This window comes from Arthrobacter oryzae (assembly GCF_030718995.1).
Taxonomy (GTDB): domain Bacteria; phylum Actinomycetota; class Actinomycetes; order Actinomycetales; family Micrococcaceae; genus Arthrobacter; species Arthrobacter oryzae_C.
In genome coordinates this window covers 1,142,541-1,156,756 of the sequence record NZ_CP132204.1, presented here as the reverse complement: position 1 = coordinate 1,156,756, position 14,216 = coordinate 1,142,541, and the positions used below count along the sequence as shown (strand labels likewise).

The following is a 14,216-nucleotide window of genomic DNA, read 5'->3' as shown; positions in this document are numbered from 1 at the left end:
CTGGCTGCAGACCCATCCACAGACTTCAACCAGAATCACAGAAAGAACAGGAACAACGTGAGCATTCAGCAGCAGGCCCCGTCCGCAACCCTCAAGGTAGGAGTTGTAGGCATTGGTTGGGCCGGCCAGCAGCACCTCAAGGCGTACAGCAACATCGACGGCGTCGAAATTGTCGCCGTCGCGGGCATGGAAACAGAACTTCTTGCCCGGCTGAAGGAGGAGTACAGCATTCCTCATGCTTTCGCCCGCTGGGAAGACATGATTGAGCTTGAGGCCCTCGACGCCGTCAGTGTCGCCGTGCCCACTTTCCTGCATGCACCGATCTCGATTGCAGCCTTGGGGCGCGGGTTGCACGTGCTGAGCGAAAAGCCGCTGGCCCGCAATGGCGTGGAAGGGCAGGCGATGGTGGACGCAGCCCGCGAGGCCGGGCGGGTCCTGGACGTCGCGTTCAACCACCGCCGCCGCGGCGACATCCAAGCCCTCAAGGAAGTGATCGACGACGGCACGCTGGGCCGCCCGTACTACGCCAAAGCATCCTGGCTCCGCCGCAAGGGCATTCCGATGCTGGGCAGCTGGTTCACCAATCCGGAGCTCGCCGGCGGCGGTCCGTTGGCAGACATCGGTGTGCACGTTTTGGACTACGCACTGCACCTCCTTGGCGAACCCAAAGTCCTGGCTGTCTCGGCCTCGACCCATTCCGAACTCGGTCCGCGCGGCCTTGGCGGCAACGCCCGCTACACCGCCTCGAACTCCAGCCACAAGTTCGAAGTGGAAGACTTCGCGTCCGCCTTCATCCGGCTGGAGGGCGGCGGGACGCTGATCCTGGAAGCCGGATGGGCCAGCTACCGCGACGAGCGGGACCTGATGGACTTCACCGTCTACGGAACCGAAGGCGGTGCCGAGCTTCGCTCTGTCGGCGCTTCCGAGAATCCCGTGGCCGACGTGCACGTTTTCACTGAAAAGAACGGCGAAAATGCCGACTTTGAAGTGGTGGCCGAACCCGGCCGCGCCCATCAGGCCGTCGTCGACGACTTCGTTGCCGCAGTGCGTGGCGGCGAGACAGTGTGGGGAAGCCACGATGGGTCACTTGCCCTCAGCCGCGCCCTGATTCTTGATGCCTGCTATAAATCCGCCCTCGAAAAACGTGAAGTGGTGCTCTGATATGTCTGACAAGAAACTGAACATCGTCGTCTGGAACGAGGCCGTCCACGAGGCCCGTAATGAGCCGGAAACCATGTCCGAGATGTACCCGGAAGGGATCCACGGCGCCATTGCCGCCGGGCTCCGTGCCTACTACCCGGACTCCGAAATCTCCACAGCCACCCTGGCCGACCCCGAGCACGGGCTCTCCGAGGAAGTGCTGGAGCAGACCGACGTCCTGCTGTGGTGGGGGCACATCGCCCACCAGGAAGTCAGCGACGAAGTGGTGGAACGCGTGCAGCGCCACGTGCTGGGAGGCATGGGCCTGGTGGTGCTGCACTCCGGGCACTTCGCCAAGATCTTTACCAGACTGCTGGGCACCACCTGCTCACTGAAATGGCGCAACGATGGCGAACGTGAGCTCGTGTGGACGGTCAAGCCTTCCCACCCGATCGCGGCCGGCATCGAAAGTCCCATCGTCATCCCCAGGCAGGAGATGTATGGAGAACTGTTCGATATTCCGGAACCCGATGACCTGATCTTCATCAGCTCCTTCGCCGGTGGTGAGGTGTTCCGCTCCGGCGTGACGTTTTCCCGGGGAAAGGGCCGAATCTTCTACTTCAGTCCCGGCGACCAGGAATACCCGGTGTACCACCAGCCGCAAATCCAGAAGGTCATCGCCAACGGCGTTGCTTGGGTGGCCCAGCCGGAGCGGTTCCGGGAGGCACCTGAGGTCTCCAACCCTGCACGGGGCTGGTTCGAGGAAGCCTAAGCCCCTCTACTTTCGCAGAATACTCACTCTCTAGGAACGAATACATGACCATCTCCGCACACTCGTCCCAACCTTCCTCGCCGGTTTCGCCCCCGCTCGGCGTGGCCGCCATTGGTTACGCCTTCATGGGAAAGGCCCATTCGAATGCGTGGCGGAACGTGGCCAGTTTCTTCGACGTCCCGGCCATCGAGCAGAAAGTGCTCGTAGGCCGGGATGCCACCCAGGTGGCCGAAGCCGCAGCCAAGTATGGCTGGGCCGAGTCCGCCACGGACTGGCGTGCCGTCATTGAACGGGACGACATCGACATCGTGGACATTTGTACCCCGGGCTGGATGCACGCCGAAATCGCCATCGCTGCACTGGCCGCCGGTAAGCACGTCCTCGTGGAAAAGCCGCTCGCGAACACCATCTCGGAGGCTGAGGCCATGATGGAAGCCGCCGCTGAAGCCCGGGCCCGGGGTGTGCAGTCGATGATCGGCTTCAACTACCGCCGTGTCCCTGCTTTGGCACTGGCACGCGAGCTCATTGCAGAGGGCCGGCTGGGCACTGTCCGGCACGTCCGCGCCGCCTACCTGCAGGACTGGCTCTCCGACGCCGAGTCTCCCATGACCTGGCGGCTCCGCAAGGAAACGGCCGGATCCGGAGCGTTGGGTGACATCGCCTCGCACGCCATCGACCAAGTCCAGCACCTCACCGGTCAAACCGTCACTGAGGTGACCGGAACGTTGAGGACTTTTGTCACCGAACGTCCCGGCCCTGGCGGTACGGAGAAAGTAACAGTCGACGACGCCGCCTGGGCCACCCTTGGCATGACGGGGAACATCAGCGCGTCCGTGGAGGTATCCCGGGTTGCCACGGGTCAAAAGAACTCGCTCAAGCTCGAAATCTACGGTTCCCTCGGGTCGCTGACGTTTGACCTCGAGAACCTGAACGAACTGAACTTCCTCGATGCCAGACTGCCCGTCCGGGAGCAGGGATTCCGGCGGATTCTCGTGAACGAGCCGGAGCACCCGTACCTCGAAGCGTGGTGGCCGCAGGGCCACATCATCGGGTGGGAGCACACGTTCACCCACCAGATTCGGGACTTCCTCCTTGCGATTCGGGACGGAAGCCAGCCGTCGCCGTCGTTCGACGACGGGCTCCAGATCCAGCGCGTCCTGACCGCGGTCGAAGAATCTGCCAAAAACAGGAGCACCGTCACCGCGGTTGCAGCCTCCACCGAACGGTGCGTCCCGCGCTGGGAGAAAGACGACCTGGACGACCTTTACGCGGCGCTGCCGGGCCGCGTTTCCGGCGGCTAAGCTTCTTCCAGGGTTCAGGCAGCAATCCGTGCCCGCCCGCTCTCACGGACAACTGTTGTGTAGGCAGGGCGCAGAAAAGCGGGCGGCCCCTTGCCGGAGCCGCCCGCTGTATCTGTTGTGTGTCTTAGTGCCGTTTGAAGGCGTGCCTGATCTTTTCGCCGGCCTGCTTGAGGTCAGCCCTGACTGCGCGGCCCTTGCCTTCAGCCCTCAGGCGCTCGTTGCCGGTGGCCTCGCCAGCGGCCTTCTTTCCCTTGCCGTGAAGCCTTTCCGCGGCGTTGTGGATCCTGTCACCCAAACCCATTGCGGTCCTCCTTGTGGTGCGGCCGGCGCGGCCGGTTGCCGCTCATGCCGCCACTTAAATTGTAGGAAGAATTGGCTCCAGGTCCATGGCACTGAGGGAGTACCCTAGGAACCATAAGCATGCTTTCTATCTGAATAGGTGGTTCTCATGAAGAAGATTCCTGCTCTTGGCGTTGCCGCCGCAGCAATGCTGGCCCTGGCCGCCTGTACGGGCGGAGGCGGGCAATCCCCGTCACCCACCGCCACCGCAACAACTACCGCAGTGCAGGACAAGGTCTACAGCGAAGATGAACTCCGCGAGCTGATCTCCGGCCGGTCCGACAAGGACGGCAGCGAGCTCAAGCTGTACTCCAAGGACCAGGTGGAGCAGGGCAGCAACATCGCGAACCTGCTGATGAGCGCCGCCACCACCGAGCCCGCGGACTGCGAGGCGCTCGCCACGGCCGGCCTGCTGGACCAGGTCGAAAACGGTGACGTGGCCATTGCGATTTCGGAGAGCCAGCAGCCGCGGACGTTGTCCGCCCAGTCGGGTGCCGACGGTCCGGACGCCGTCGCCCTGCTCAATGAAGTGAGCGGAAAGATGGACCAGTGCAGCAACTTTACGCTTTCGGTCCTGGGGCAGCGTTACGAAGTCGCCAGCAAGGAACTGGAGGCCAAAACCGACGGCGAGGAAACTTTCGCGACGGTCAGCACCCGCGGAGGCAACGCTTCTGACATGCTGATGCAGGTCTCTGCAGCCCACGGCCGCCTGCTGGTGGTGGCCACCAAGGGCGGGGCAGATCTTGACGACGCCGATCAGGAGGAGCTGGAGGAACTGGTCAACGCGGTCCTCGAGAAGGCTGAGGGAGGTTCCACCGGAACGGCCACGTCGACGCCGACCGGAACCTCGACGTCGACCGTCACCCCGACCGACGGAACCGCAACGCCAAGCGTTACGGAAACGACGACGGCGACAGTCACCGTGACTCCGACCGAGCCTTCGGCGACGCCCTCGCCGTCGAACTAGTTACGCCTCAGGGGCCTTTGCCCTTGTGGGCGGCCTCCCCGGACTTGGCCTTGCCGTTGCCTTGTCCCGGCGCATGGTCCGGGACGGAAGGGTCTGGCTCGTCCGGGGCGGCGTCGGCCGGTGTCTGGTCGGCAACGTACGGGGCGACGGCGGGCGCCGGTGCGGCCGTAGTGGGCTGCGGCGCCGGTGCGGCTTCCTGCTTCGCGGCTTCAGCGGCCCGTTCGTCTGCCGCCGCCTGGGCCAGGGCCTGCAGGTCGGTGCGCACCAGATCAAGTGCTGACTTGATGCTCTGGAACCTGGCGAAAGTCATCCCGCCGTTGGCGGCCTCACCCTTGACGTGTTCTTCCAGGCGTTCCAGTTCGCGCAGGGCGCCGTCCGGGTCGCTGGCTGCGGCCGCTGCGCGCACGGTGGCCAGGCGGCTGCTGAGGGCTGCTGCTGAATCGGCCGAAAGCTCCGATGCTTGCGGGCTGCAGCCGGGAAGGAAGGCCAGGAGGCCCGCCAGCAGAATCGTCTTCAACACGGCGGGCATGGTGCGGGGTGAGGCAGTGGTGCGCAGGGTCATGGCGTCAACGTCTTTTCCAGCTCGTCCAGATGGTAATCGAGGGGATTCGTGTGGAGGGATCCTGCCGGCGGGACCGGCGCCGCGGGAGCGCCTCCGTAGGTGGCGGTGGTGAAGCCGAGGAGGAGCGAGCCTGCCAGTATGGCCCCGGCGGCTCCCCTTACCCGTTTGCTGAGCTTCCGCCGCCGAGGGGGCTGCCCGAGGCTGGCGTGATGGGGCGTGTGGCCGACAGGCGGGGTGGTCTGCCGGTCAACTGAAGTACGGCGGAAGGGGGTCTCCTGTTCCAGCTCGCGTAGCAGTGCCGAGGCGTCTGCCGGCGACGGCCTGTCTTCCGGACGCCTTGCGGTCATGTGGGCGAGCACCTGCTGCCAGCCCCTGCTGAGGGTTTCCGGAATGACAGGATCCCGCTGGAGCCTGGCAATGCCGGACTCCACGTGGTTTCCCGGGAACTCCACCTGCCCGGTGAAGCACTCGAGGAGGACGAGACCCAGCGAATACACATCACTTGCCCCGGTCAGGGCTTCCCCCAGGGCCTGTTCGGGGCTCAGGTAGGCGGCTGTTCCCACGGTTTTGCCGGTAACGGTCAGCCGGTCCGCTTCCAGCATCCGTGCAATGCCGAAGTCCGCAAGCTTGGCCCGCCAGCGGCCGGTGCCTGCTGTGGCTGTCGGCTCGAACAGCAGGACATTCCCTGGCTTGACGTCCCGATGGATGACGCCATGGCTGTGCACGTAGTCCAAAGCGGAGGCAAGGTCCGCCCCGATGGTTGCCACCTGCTTCATGCCGAGCGGGCTGGTACGGATGAGGCTGCGAAGGTCGGGGCCGGCAACATACTCCATCACCACAAATGCCCGCTCATCCCCGGAATCCGGCGACTCGGACCCGGCATCGAACAGGGTCACCAGGGATGGATGGTTCAGTGATGCAAGGATCCTGATTTCGGCCTGCTGCCGGGCAAGCACGTCGGGGTCCGTGCTCTGGCGGTTGAAGAGCTTGACGGCCACTTCACGTCCCAGGGACTCATCGCGGCCGCGGAAAACGCCCGCCGCGGCCCCCCTGCCTACGAGTTCGATCAATCGGTAGCGGCCGCCCAAAGACAGCTCCGTGGTTTGCTTCTTCGCAACTTCTGTCATCATCCATCGCTCCTAGCCACCTACAACTCCTGGCCATGGTCACGGATACTCCGCCGGCCTGTGCACGTTAGTTACTAAGCATACTGATAATTCTGTGATTGGCATCAGGCGGCTGGATTTTGTAGCGCGGAAGAGCCAGGGGCGGAGTGCCCCTGGCTCCCTAGTGCGAATCGCGAAAAGGATCAGTTCACCGGCCGCGGTGAACCTCAACAACGTCGCTCTTCTCCCACCTGGTCCAATCGGTCCAGTCGCCATTTTTCTTCTGAACGCGGAAGGAAACGATGTGGTAAACCTCTTCGGCGCCCCTCTTGTCGAGGTTGCGAACGCGGTCAACACTGCGGATGGTCCTGGCTCCGTCGTTCTTCTTGAATTCTTCGGTGAACCGAGATGCGCCAAGGAAATCGTCACTGCGCCGCGGGCCGCGCTCATCTTCGTAGCGCTGCTGGCGGATCTGGACGGTCTTCTTGCCGTCGCAGTCAACCTTGATTCTGAAATCGACCCTGTTGCCGCGCAGGTCACGTGGATCCAAGGGGTCCACGGTACAGCCGTGCCGCTCAGTTTCCGCCTGGACCGGGGCGGCCATTGCCACGGACCCCCCAAGCAGACCTAGTGACACGATCGGGACAAGTGCGATTTTTGCCCGGATTCCGGCTTTCATTGTTGGAGTGATGGACATTTCTTTTGCTCCTAGGAAGGATGCGAACCATTTCGGGCAGAGTCGTCCGGCCACGATCAAAACCTGGTTGCGGCCGGGGCCTGCCCATCCCATTTTCAAAACAGCACACCCGGTCCCTGCGGGGGCTTGACTCCGGGCGCTGCCAACGGCTTTTCGTGGCCCGGTAGTACAATCCTCCCCCCTGCTATTGCACTAGCGCCAGAGCCGATGCGCACCATTTTCCCGCGAATTTACGCGGAAAATGCGGACTTATTCAGGATGTTGAACATCCGGAAATCTGGCCGGGGTGAACATGGCGCCATAGGCTGGTTTTTCCACGAATGAAAGGCGCCACCATGACCGACCCCCAGGACGCAGCAACCGATCCGGCGGGCCTCATCGGCCCGGGCGACCCGGACGCCGTCAGGCAGCAGCCCCACCCGGAGAAGGGTGCGGCGAAGAACATCCGCGAAGAACAGCAGACGCAGGCCGGGGGGACCGTCCCGGCGTCGTACGTTGGCAGCGGCGATCCGGACGCGGAACGCAAGCCCGAGGAGGCGGCGCAGGACGCCGGAACGTGGGACGACGAGGTGTAACGCCGCGTAACCGGGAGCATGCATTTTGATTCCATTCTGCGGTTAAACAATTCCGCAGTACGGATTTAGCCTGCCGGAAACACGGGGATCCTAGCGTTGCCCATGACCTGAAGGCGTCCAGCGCGCCTTTTCCCCGTTGATTGGCAGCCCTGATGAAGATCCCCGGCCCGACCCCCACCCCGACCCCGGCGTCCTCCGCGTCCGCGGTTCACGAAACGAACACCGCGGCGGCCCCGCAGCAGGCGCCGAAGAAGCCGCTGTACAAGTCGCTCTTCGTCCAGATCCTCGTGGCCGTCGGCCTGGGCATCGGGATCGGCCACTTCTGGCCCGACCTCGGCTCGGCGCTGCGGCCGCTGGGAGACGGTTTCATCCAGCTGATCAAGATGATCATCGCGCCGCTGATCTTCCTGGTGATCGTCACCGGTATTTCGGCCGTGGGCGACGTGAAGGCCGTGGGCCGGGTAGGCGTAAAGGCGCTGCTGTACTTCACCGGGGCCACGCTCTTCGCCCTGGTGTTCGGGCTGGTGGTGGGCAACATCGTGCAGCCCGGCGCCGGACTGAACATCGACCCGAACACGCTCTCGCAGGACGCCCTCAACGCCAAGACCGGCACGGCCCCGCCCAAGGATGCCGGCGCATTCCTGCTGGGCATCATCCCCACCAGCGTGGTGGGCGCGTTCGCCTCCAACAGCCTGCTGCAGGTGCTCTGCTTCTCGGTGTTCTTCGGGGCGGCCATCGTGGTGGTGGGCCGTGAGCGCTGCCTGCCCGTGGTGAATCTCCTCGAGACGGTGCTGGAGCTGTTCTTCAAGATCATGGGCTGGGTGATGCGTGTTGCGCCGGTGGGCGCGTTCGGCGCCATGGCGTTCATCATCGGCCAGTACGGCCTCGGTTCGCTGAGCACGTATGCGCTGCTGATCGCCGCCTGCTACGGGGCTGCCATCATCTTCATCGGCCTGCTGTTCGTGGTGGCCTGGGTGTACCCGCGCGTCCCGCTGTGGCAGTTCATCAAGTACAGCCGGGAGGAGTTCCTGCTGGCGCTCGGCACGGCGTCCACCGAGTCCGTGCTTCCGCGCATCATGACCAAGCTGACCAACGCCGGCTGCTCCCGCGCCACCACCGGCCTGGTGGTGCCCACCGGCTACTCCTTCAACCTGGACGGCGCCGCGCTCTACCTGTCCATCTCCCTGCTGTTCCTGGCGCAGGCCTTCGGGTACAACCTCGACCTGGGCCAGCAGCTCGCGGCCCTGGGCATCCTGATGCTGACGTCGAAGGGGATGGCGGGCGTCCCCGGGTCCGCCTTCCTGGCGCTCTCGGCCACCGCGGCCGCGCTGGGCATCTTCCCGGTGGCCGGTGTGGCCCTGCTCCTCGGCGCGGACCGCCTCATGGACTCCATGCGCGTCTCCGTGAACCTGCTGGGCAACTGCGTGGCAACCTTCGTGGTGGCCAAATGGGAGGGCCAGTTCGACCGCGACGCCATGCTCCGCGCCTTCCGCGGTGAGCTCACCGAAGGAACCGAAACACTGGAAACTCCGGAAAGCGCGACGGCGGAAGGCGCGACGGCGGGCGGCGCACCGGCGGCTGATGCCGCCGTCGAGCCTGTGGCAGCTCGCTAACGCGAAGGCGCGTCCCGGCACCCCGCACTCGAACCCGCCGCTTACGGGGCGGGTTCGAGTACGGGGAGGTGGTCGCCGATCAGGGCCAGGTTCTGGATCACCGCCAGGCCGAACTGTGCGGCGTCGTTGGTGGACACCGTGGCTGCCTCGTCCACGGGCATGAGGACATACGGCGGTTCGATCTTCCGCAGCGTGAACGCTTCCGCGTGGTTGAGGTGTTCACCGCCCTCCGCGAAGCTGCGCCAGGCGCCGGCGGCAAGCCCGGCATCCCCCAGCCGGGAGGCTGCGTACGCGGAGAGCCGGCTGTGGGCCTGGGTCAGATAGATGCCGTCCAGCGGCCGGCCCACCTCGGCAACCTGATCCTCCGGCGAGGCCAGGAACAGCCGGCAGTACTGCAGCCACGCGCGTTCGAAGGCGGCGTCCGGCACCAGGCTGACCAGTTCGCTGCAGATTTCCACCAGCCCGAACACCGCGGAGAGGTGCGAGACGCTGATGACTTCGCGGCCGGCGTCGAACCGTCCTTTATCCAGGTCGTACAGCGCCTCGCCCGTGAGGAAGCCGTATTTGAGGGCGCCGATGTCCGCCATGGTGCCCAGCAGCCTGTCCCGCGAGCGGGGGTTGCCGGTGCGTTCCCAGTCGGTCAGCCACGTTGCGGCCAGGGATCCCCAGTCGGTTCCCAGGCCCACGGCCAGTGCGCTGCGGTCCGGCCGGTAGGTGGCGGCGTCCGGGCGCACCTTCCGCGTGGGGTCCAGGCCCAGGAAGTTCTGGTCGCTGTCCACAAGCTCGGAGAGCAGGTCGCCGGTGCGTTCATCGGCCGTCAGGTAGTAGTAGAAGCGGCGGTAGGCAGGGGTGCTGATGCGGAGCTGCTTGGCGCTGCAGCCCCAGTGCTGGACGTTGTGCCGGGAACCCAGGCCCTGCCAGGGGCCCGCGTGGTAGGTGTCCACTTCGCCCGTGTGGCGGGTCATGGCCTCGGCGAAACGGAACACGTCCGCCCGGCCGGACCGCAGGTACATGTACCAGAGCCACAGGTCGGGGGAGAGCTCCGAGTTGTCCCAGGCGTACCCGCCCACGTCGTAGCGCCAGGCGTGCCGGTCGGCGTCGTAGGTATGCATCACGTCGCCGTGGTTCCAGAAGCCGTACCAGCGGCGCTGCTCCACCTGGCCGGCGTAGAAGTCGAACAGGAAGTCCAGCTTGTCCTCCAGCCCGGCCCGCTCCGGCGTGCTGCGGTCCACGGGCGACCAGTCGCCGAACACGCCGGCCGAGTGCAGGTACTCCGGGGTGGCCTGCAGGAGGGGCGGCGTGGAGGATGCCTCCAGGTCGGCGGCGAGGGCGCGGGTGTCCGGCGTGGATTCGTAGGCGAACAGCGTCAGCTCGTGCGTGCGGGCGATGCCATGGGGATTGCCGAAGCCGGGCTCGTAGTCCTCGTAGGTGATTTCCAGGCCTTCGAGCTGGTCCTCGAAGGTGTCCTGGCCCAGGCCGTCGTGGTAGAACCGCAGGTCCATGGGCTGCGCCTCGGGGGAGTAGAGCCAGGCTGTGACTTCCGCCTGCGCGGTGGCGGCGTTGCGGATGTCCAGCTGGCCGGGGTGGGACTGCCAGAAGTTGCGGACGCCGATGCCGAAGCCGCCCTCGGGAGTGCTGAGGGAACAGAACCCGGCCGCCCGCGTGCCGCCGGAGATTCCCACCCAGCCGTGGCCGGCAGCCGTGCGCTTGCGGAGCTCGAAGCCGTCCGCGCTCAGCTGGGTCAGGGTGTAGTCGCCCCACGCGGGGATCAGGTGCAGCCGCGTGGAGACCAGCTCGCTCCACTCCTCCAGCGGCGGGGTTGCCTGCCCCGCGATCTGGGCTCGGCGGACGTCGTCGCCGGGGTCTCGGCGCAGCCCGGTCAGGCCGCGCACCGCCTCGGTGAGGAAACCGCCGTCGGCCCCTGCGATCCGCACATGCCTGTCGTGGAGCTGGCCTTCCAGCGGAACTGTGAAGCGGACACCCAGCCCGGCCAGGAAGTCGCGCTCCGCGTCACCGTCCCAGACGAAGGAGTGGACCATCCGCACGCTGCGGGCGCCGGCGTGGAAGTAGAACCGGACCACGAACGGCAGCCAGCTGCGCTGCTTTCCGTCTGCGTCGTCCGCGGTGTCCGGCCGGTGCGCGCCTTCCAGCCGGACCACCGCGCGGACCGGGCCGCGTTGTTCAAGCACGACGGCGGTCACCTCGCCGGTGAACGCATGCCGGCTGGCGCTGCCGGGGCCTTCCGGGACACCGTCCTGGAGCAGGCTGACCAGCCGGGCGCCCTCTGCCACCACCGTGCCGCCGCGGGAGAGGGAGGTGAACAGGGCTGATCCGGTGCGGCTGATGACCATGTCCAGCGTGCCGGTGGACACCGTGATGGTGTCCTCCGTTTCCGTCACGGCGACCTGCGGTGCGGGCCCAGGCGCCGGCGAGGCCTCGGGCGCCGGCAGGCGTCCGGCTGCGGGCGTGGTGCCGCCGTCGGACATTACCCGGTAGTGCGTGGAGGGGGAATCGGTGGCCGGCAGGGCGATGCCGGCCCACTTCAGCGAGCCGTCCGGCCAGGTGGCCAGCGGCCAGGCCTGCGAGGGGACGGTCCGCCCGGCGGGATCCGAGACGGAGATGCCGCCGACGCCGGCAACTGCGCCGCGGGCGAACGGCATGCCCCATGTGGTGCCGCCGGAACTCTGCGCGGGCGCGCCGCCGTCGAGCCAGTTGAGCTGTGCTTCGGTGGTCATGCTTCTCCTTCGAAACGGGATGGGTCGCGGCCATTGGCTGGGGCTTCCACATTTTTAGATCGTTTCAAAATCTGCGGAGGCTGACCCGGTGCTGAATTGGGGAGGGTGGCCGTGGTACGTGGGAAAACGTTTTCCGTCTCTTTCTAACAGTCGGGTGCGTCGGAAGTCAACGTCCGTGGAGCTTCATCACTCCGCGACAGGCTGTGAGGGTGCGGCCACGGCGCCGCGGGCCGGCGCAGTCCAACTGGCGAGCAAATTAAGCGCTGCCGCTGACGGCGATCCAGGTTCAACCGTAAGGACGGTCAGCAGCTGTCCGGGATCGGTGGCGATTTCGAACCCCTCGAACCCGAAGCTGAGGTCGCCCACCAAGGGATGGTGGTAGCGCTTGATTCCTGAGCGGTATCTCAGCACGTTGTGCGATGCCCAGAGGGTCCGGAAATCCGTGGACTGGGTGGATAGTTGCCCGATCAGGTTGATGAGGTCCTGGTCCTGGGGATCACGCGCCGCGGCAGCATGCAGCAGGGCAACACTGTTGCGTGCCGTCTGCTCCCAGTTGTAGTGGAAGTCGCGGGCGCGGGGATCGAGGAAATTGAAGCGGGCGAAGTTTGCCTGGCCGGTAGTATCCTCGAGCATTTGTGAGTAGACGGCGCGGGCAAGCTGGTTCGCGCCGAGCAGGTCCATCCGGCCGTTCTGCACGTACGCCGGGCCGGTGACGGAGTCGAGGACCATCTGGATGGCCGGGCGGACGGACTTCCGGCCCGGGTTGGCCGAGGCGCGGCGTTTGGGGCGGCTGGCCTGGGCCAGATGCATGAGGTGCTCGCGTTCGGCGTCGTCGAGCTGGAGGGCCTCGGCAATGGCCTCGAGTACTTCGGTGGAGGCGCCCTTGGTTTTCCCCCGTTCCAGCCGGGTGTAGTAATCCACGCTCACGCCGGCAAGCTGGGCAACCTCTTCGCGGCGCAGTCCGGGGACGCGTCGGGCGCCGGAATGGAAGGGCACTCCGGCCTGTTCGGGCGAGAGCTGGGCGCGGCGGGAGACAAGGAAACTCCTGATCTCCGACTGGTAATCCATGGATCGATGGTAGCCCTCCGGACCTGCGCTTTGGGGGGCCCTGCCAGTACCCGGGTACGCCGCACCCGTGGTTAACCGCGGCCTTCCCGCCCGTCGAAACCGTTGCTTGACTGGTCTGACGAGATGGAGAGGACCACCCTTTGAGCACCACAGACAAGACTGATTCAACGCCGCAGCTGATGAGCCGGGGGCTGACCCTGTTGTTCGCTGTGGCTGGAGGTGCCGCTGTGGGCAACCTCTACTGGTCGCAGCCGTTGCTGGAGTTCATAGCCCGCGATTTTCAGTCATCGGCGGCAACCGCCGGCTGGCTGGTGACTCTCACGCAGATCGGTTACGTGCTCGGCATCCTGCTGGTTGTGCCGCTGGGGGACGTCCTCAACAGGAAGCGTGTTGTCCCGCTGATCCTGCTGTGTTCCGCCGTCGCACTCGCTGTTTGCGCGGCGGCGCCATCAATCGTTGTTCTCCAGGCAGCGCTGTTTGCCGTCGGGCTGAGCACCGTTGCCGGCCAGTTGCTGGTTCCCCTGGCGGGCGACCTTGCCGGACCCGGCGCGCGGGTGAAGGTGGTGGGAACCGTGACAGCGGGCATGCTCACCGGCATCCTGCTCTCCCGGACTATCAGCGGCTTTATTGCCGGCCTTCTCGGGTGGAGGGCCGTCTACATCGTCGCCGCGATCGCCGCCGTCGTTTTCGCCGTAGTGCTGCGAAGGGCCATTCCGCAGCTGGAACCCAAGACTTCAATGCCGTATGCGGCCCTTCTGGCATCGCTGGGGACGATCCTTGCGCAGCACCGGATGATCCGGTGGACCTTGCTCCTGGGTGCCACCGCCTTCGCCGTCTTCACCATGTTTTGGACGTCGCTGACCTTCCTGCTCAGCGCTGCTCCCTTTTCCTACCCGGTCCCGGTCATCGGACTGTTCGGTCTCGCAGGGCTGGCCGGGGTCATCACTGCCCAGCGCGCCGGCTGGCTCTACAACCGAGGCTGGGGGTTCCCCGCGACCGGTGCCGCCTGGGCCGCGACGCTGCTGACTCTGGTGGCCGCCGCCCTGGGCGCCGGTTCCGTAGTGATCATCATTCTTGCCGTCATTGTCATCGACATCGCCATCCAGGTCATCAACCGGATCAACCAGGCCAGTCTGTTCGAAGTCTCCCATGAGGCCCGGAGCCGCCTGAACACCCTTTTTGTGACCGGCAATTTCATCGGCGGTGCCGCGGGATCCGCGGCCGTCGCAGTGCTCTGGCCGATCGGCGGCTGGACGGCCATCATGGTGGCCGGCTCGGGACTGTGCCTGTTCGGACTCCTGCTGTGGTGGCTCGGCAGGCGGACCGCGTAGTCGTTCCGTC

Annotated in this window: 13 protein-coding genes; 7 read left to right on the top strand and 6 right to left on the bottom strand. The window is 65.8% G+C overall.

The annotated features are described in order from the left end of the window. Positions 1-57 precede the first annotated feature (57 nt). From Q8Z05_RS05380 to Q8Z05_RS05370, 3 genes are read left to right on the top strand one after another with little or no spacing between them, the layout of a single operon-like run. On the top strand, positions 58-1,161 hold the full coding sequence (locus tag Q8Z05_RS05380; protein WP_305942460.1) for a Gfo/Idh/MocA family protein: 1,104 nt from the start codon (positions 58-60) through the stop codon (positions 1,159-1,161). Position 1,162: 1 nt separating this feature from the next. Then, positions 1,163-1,912: a ThuA domain-containing protein gene (locus Q8Z05_RS05375; protein WP_305942459.1), complete on the top strand. Its 750-nt coding sequence runs from the start codon at positions 1,163-1,165 to the stop codon at positions 1,910-1,912. A gap of 44 nt (positions 1,913-1,956) precedes the next feature. Next, a complete protein-coding gene (locus Q8Z05_RS05370; RefSeq protein WP_305942458.1) occupies positions 1,957-3,213 on the top strand; it encodes a Gfo/Idh/MocA family protein in 1,257 nt (418 codons plus the stop codon). 124 nt (positions 3,214-3,337) lie between these two features. On the opposite strand, the gene Q8Z05_RS05365 is transcribed toward Q8Z05_RS05370, so the two are convergent. Continuing rightward, complete coding sequence (locus Q8Z05_RS05365; RefSeq protein WP_305942457.1) at positions 3,338-3,514, bottom strand: CsbD family protein; 177 nt, start codon at positions 3,512-3,514, stop codon at positions 3,338-3,340. A 147-nt stretch (positions 3,515-3,661) separates the two neighbouring features. Here Q8Z05_RS05365 and Q8Z05_RS05360 point away from each other — a divergent pair, with 147 nt between their 5' ends. Then, positions 3,662-4,519, top strand: coding sequence for a hypothetical protein (locus Q8Z05_RS05360; RefSeq protein ID WP_305942456.1), 858 nt, complete (start codon positions 3,662-3,664; stop codon positions 4,517-4,519). A 7-nt stretch (positions 4,520-4,526) separates the two neighbouring features. On the opposite strand, the gene Q8Z05_RS05355 is transcribed toward Q8Z05_RS05360, so the two are convergent. The 3 genes from Q8Z05_RS05355 to Q8Z05_RS05345 form a co-directional block, all read right to left on the bottom strand. Continuing rightward, positions 4,527-5,081, bottom strand: a complete 555-nt coding sequence (locus Q8Z05_RS05355; protein WP_305942455.1) for a mucin-associated surface protein — start codon at positions 5,079-5,081, stop codon at positions 4,527-4,529. Then, positions 5,078-6,211 carry a serine/threonine-protein kinase gene (locus Q8Z05_RS05350; protein ID WP_305942454.1) on the bottom strand — a complete coding sequence of 378 codons (1,134 nt, stop codon included), beginning with the start codon at positions 6,209-6,211 and terminating at the stop codon, positions 5,078-5,080. Before Q8Z05_RS05350 ends, Q8Z05_RS05355 begins: the two co-directional genes overlap by 4 nt. 184 nt (positions 6,212-6,395) lie before the next feature. Beyond that, the gene (locus Q8Z05_RS05345; protein ID WP_305942453.1) at positions 6,396-6,938 is read right to left on the bottom strand and encodes a hypothetical protein; all 543 of its coding nucleotides are present in this window, start codon (positions 6,936-6,938) and stop codon (positions 6,396-6,398) included. Between the two features lie 281 nt (positions 6,939-7,219). On the opposite strand from Q8Z05_RS05345, the gene Q8Z05_RS05340 reads away from it, so the two are divergent. Beyond that, on the top strand, positions 7,220-7,459 hold the full coding sequence (locus Q8Z05_RS05340) for a hypothetical protein (RefSeq protein ID WP_305942452.1): 240 nt from the start codon (positions 7,220-7,222) through the stop codon (positions 7,457-7,459). 152 nt (positions 7,460-7,611) lie between these two features. Next, positions 7,612-9,072, top strand: a complete 1,461-nt coding sequence (locus Q8Z05_RS05335) for a cation:dicarboxylate symporter family transporter (protein ID WP_305942451.1) — start codon at positions 7,612-7,614, stop codon at positions 9,070-9,072. A gap of 41 nt (positions 9,073-9,113) precedes the next feature. Here the strand turns inward: Q8Z05_RS05335 and Q8Z05_RS05330 are convergent, their stop codons facing one another. Together Q8Z05_RS05330 and Q8Z05_RS05325 are read right to left on the bottom strand one after the other, a co-directional pair. Further along, entirely contained in the window at positions 9,114-11,807 is a 2,694-nt protein-coding gene (locus Q8Z05_RS05330) for an exo-rhamnogalacturonan lyase family protein (RefSeq protein WP_305942450.1), read from the bottom strand. A 186-nt stretch (positions 11,808-11,993) separates the two neighbouring features. Next, positions 11,994-12,875 (bottom strand): helix-turn-helix transcriptional regulator, encoded by an 882-nt coding sequence (locus Q8Z05_RS05325; RefSeq protein WP_305942449.1) that lies wholly within the window; start codon positions 12,873-12,875, stop codon positions 11,994-11,996. Between the two features lie 140 nt (positions 12,876-13,015). On the opposite strand from Q8Z05_RS05325, the gene Q8Z05_RS05320 reads away from it, so the two are divergent. Continuing rightward, the gene (locus Q8Z05_RS05320; protein ID WP_305942448.1) at positions 13,016-14,206 is read left to right on the top strand and encodes an MFS transporter; all 1,191 of its coding nucleotides are present in this window, start codon (positions 13,016-13,018) and stop codon (positions 14,204-14,206) included. Positions 14,207-14,216 lie beyond the last annotated feature (10 nt).

Coding starts and splice junctions, on each gene's coding strand:
- Q8Z05_RS05375 (WP_305942459.1), top strand. CDS start 1,163: ATGTCTGACAAGAAACTGAACATCGTCGTCTGGAACGAGGCCGTCCAC.
- Q8Z05_RS05370 (WP_305942458.1), top strand. CDS start 1,957: ATGACCATCTCCGCACACTCGTCCCAACCTTCCTCGCCGGTTTCGCCC.
- Q8Z05_RS05365 (WP_305942457.1), bottom strand. CDS start 3,514: ATGGGTTTGGGTGACAGGATCCACAACGCCGCGGAAAGGCTTCACGGC.
- Q8Z05_RS05360 (WP_305942456.1), top strand. CDS start 3,662: ATGAAGAAGATTCCTGCTCTTGGCGTTGCCGCCGCAGCAATGCTGGCC.
- Q8Z05_RS05355 (WP_305942455.1), bottom strand. CDS start 5,081: ATGACCCTGCGCACCACTGCCTCACCCCGCACCATGCCCGCCGTGTTG.
- Q8Z05_RS05350 (WP_305942454.1), bottom strand. CDS start 6,211: ATGATGACAGAAGTTGCGAAGAAGCAAACCACGGAGCTGTCTTTGGGC.
- Q8Z05_RS05340 (WP_305942452.1), top strand. CDS start 7,220: ATGACCGACCCCCAGGACGCAGCAACCGATCCGGCGGGCCTCATCGGC.
- Q8Z05_RS05335 (WP_305942451.1), top strand. CDS start 7,612: ATGAAGATCCCCGGCCCGACCCCCACCCCGACCCCGGCGTCCTCCGCG.
- Q8Z05_RS05330 (WP_305942450.1), bottom strand. CDS start 11,807: ATGACCACCGAAGCACAGCTCAACTGGCTCGACGGCGGCGCGCCCGCG.
- Q8Z05_RS05325 (WP_305942449.1), bottom strand. CDS start 12,875: ATGGATTACCAGTCGGAGATCAGGAGTTTCCTTGTCTCCCGCCGCGCC.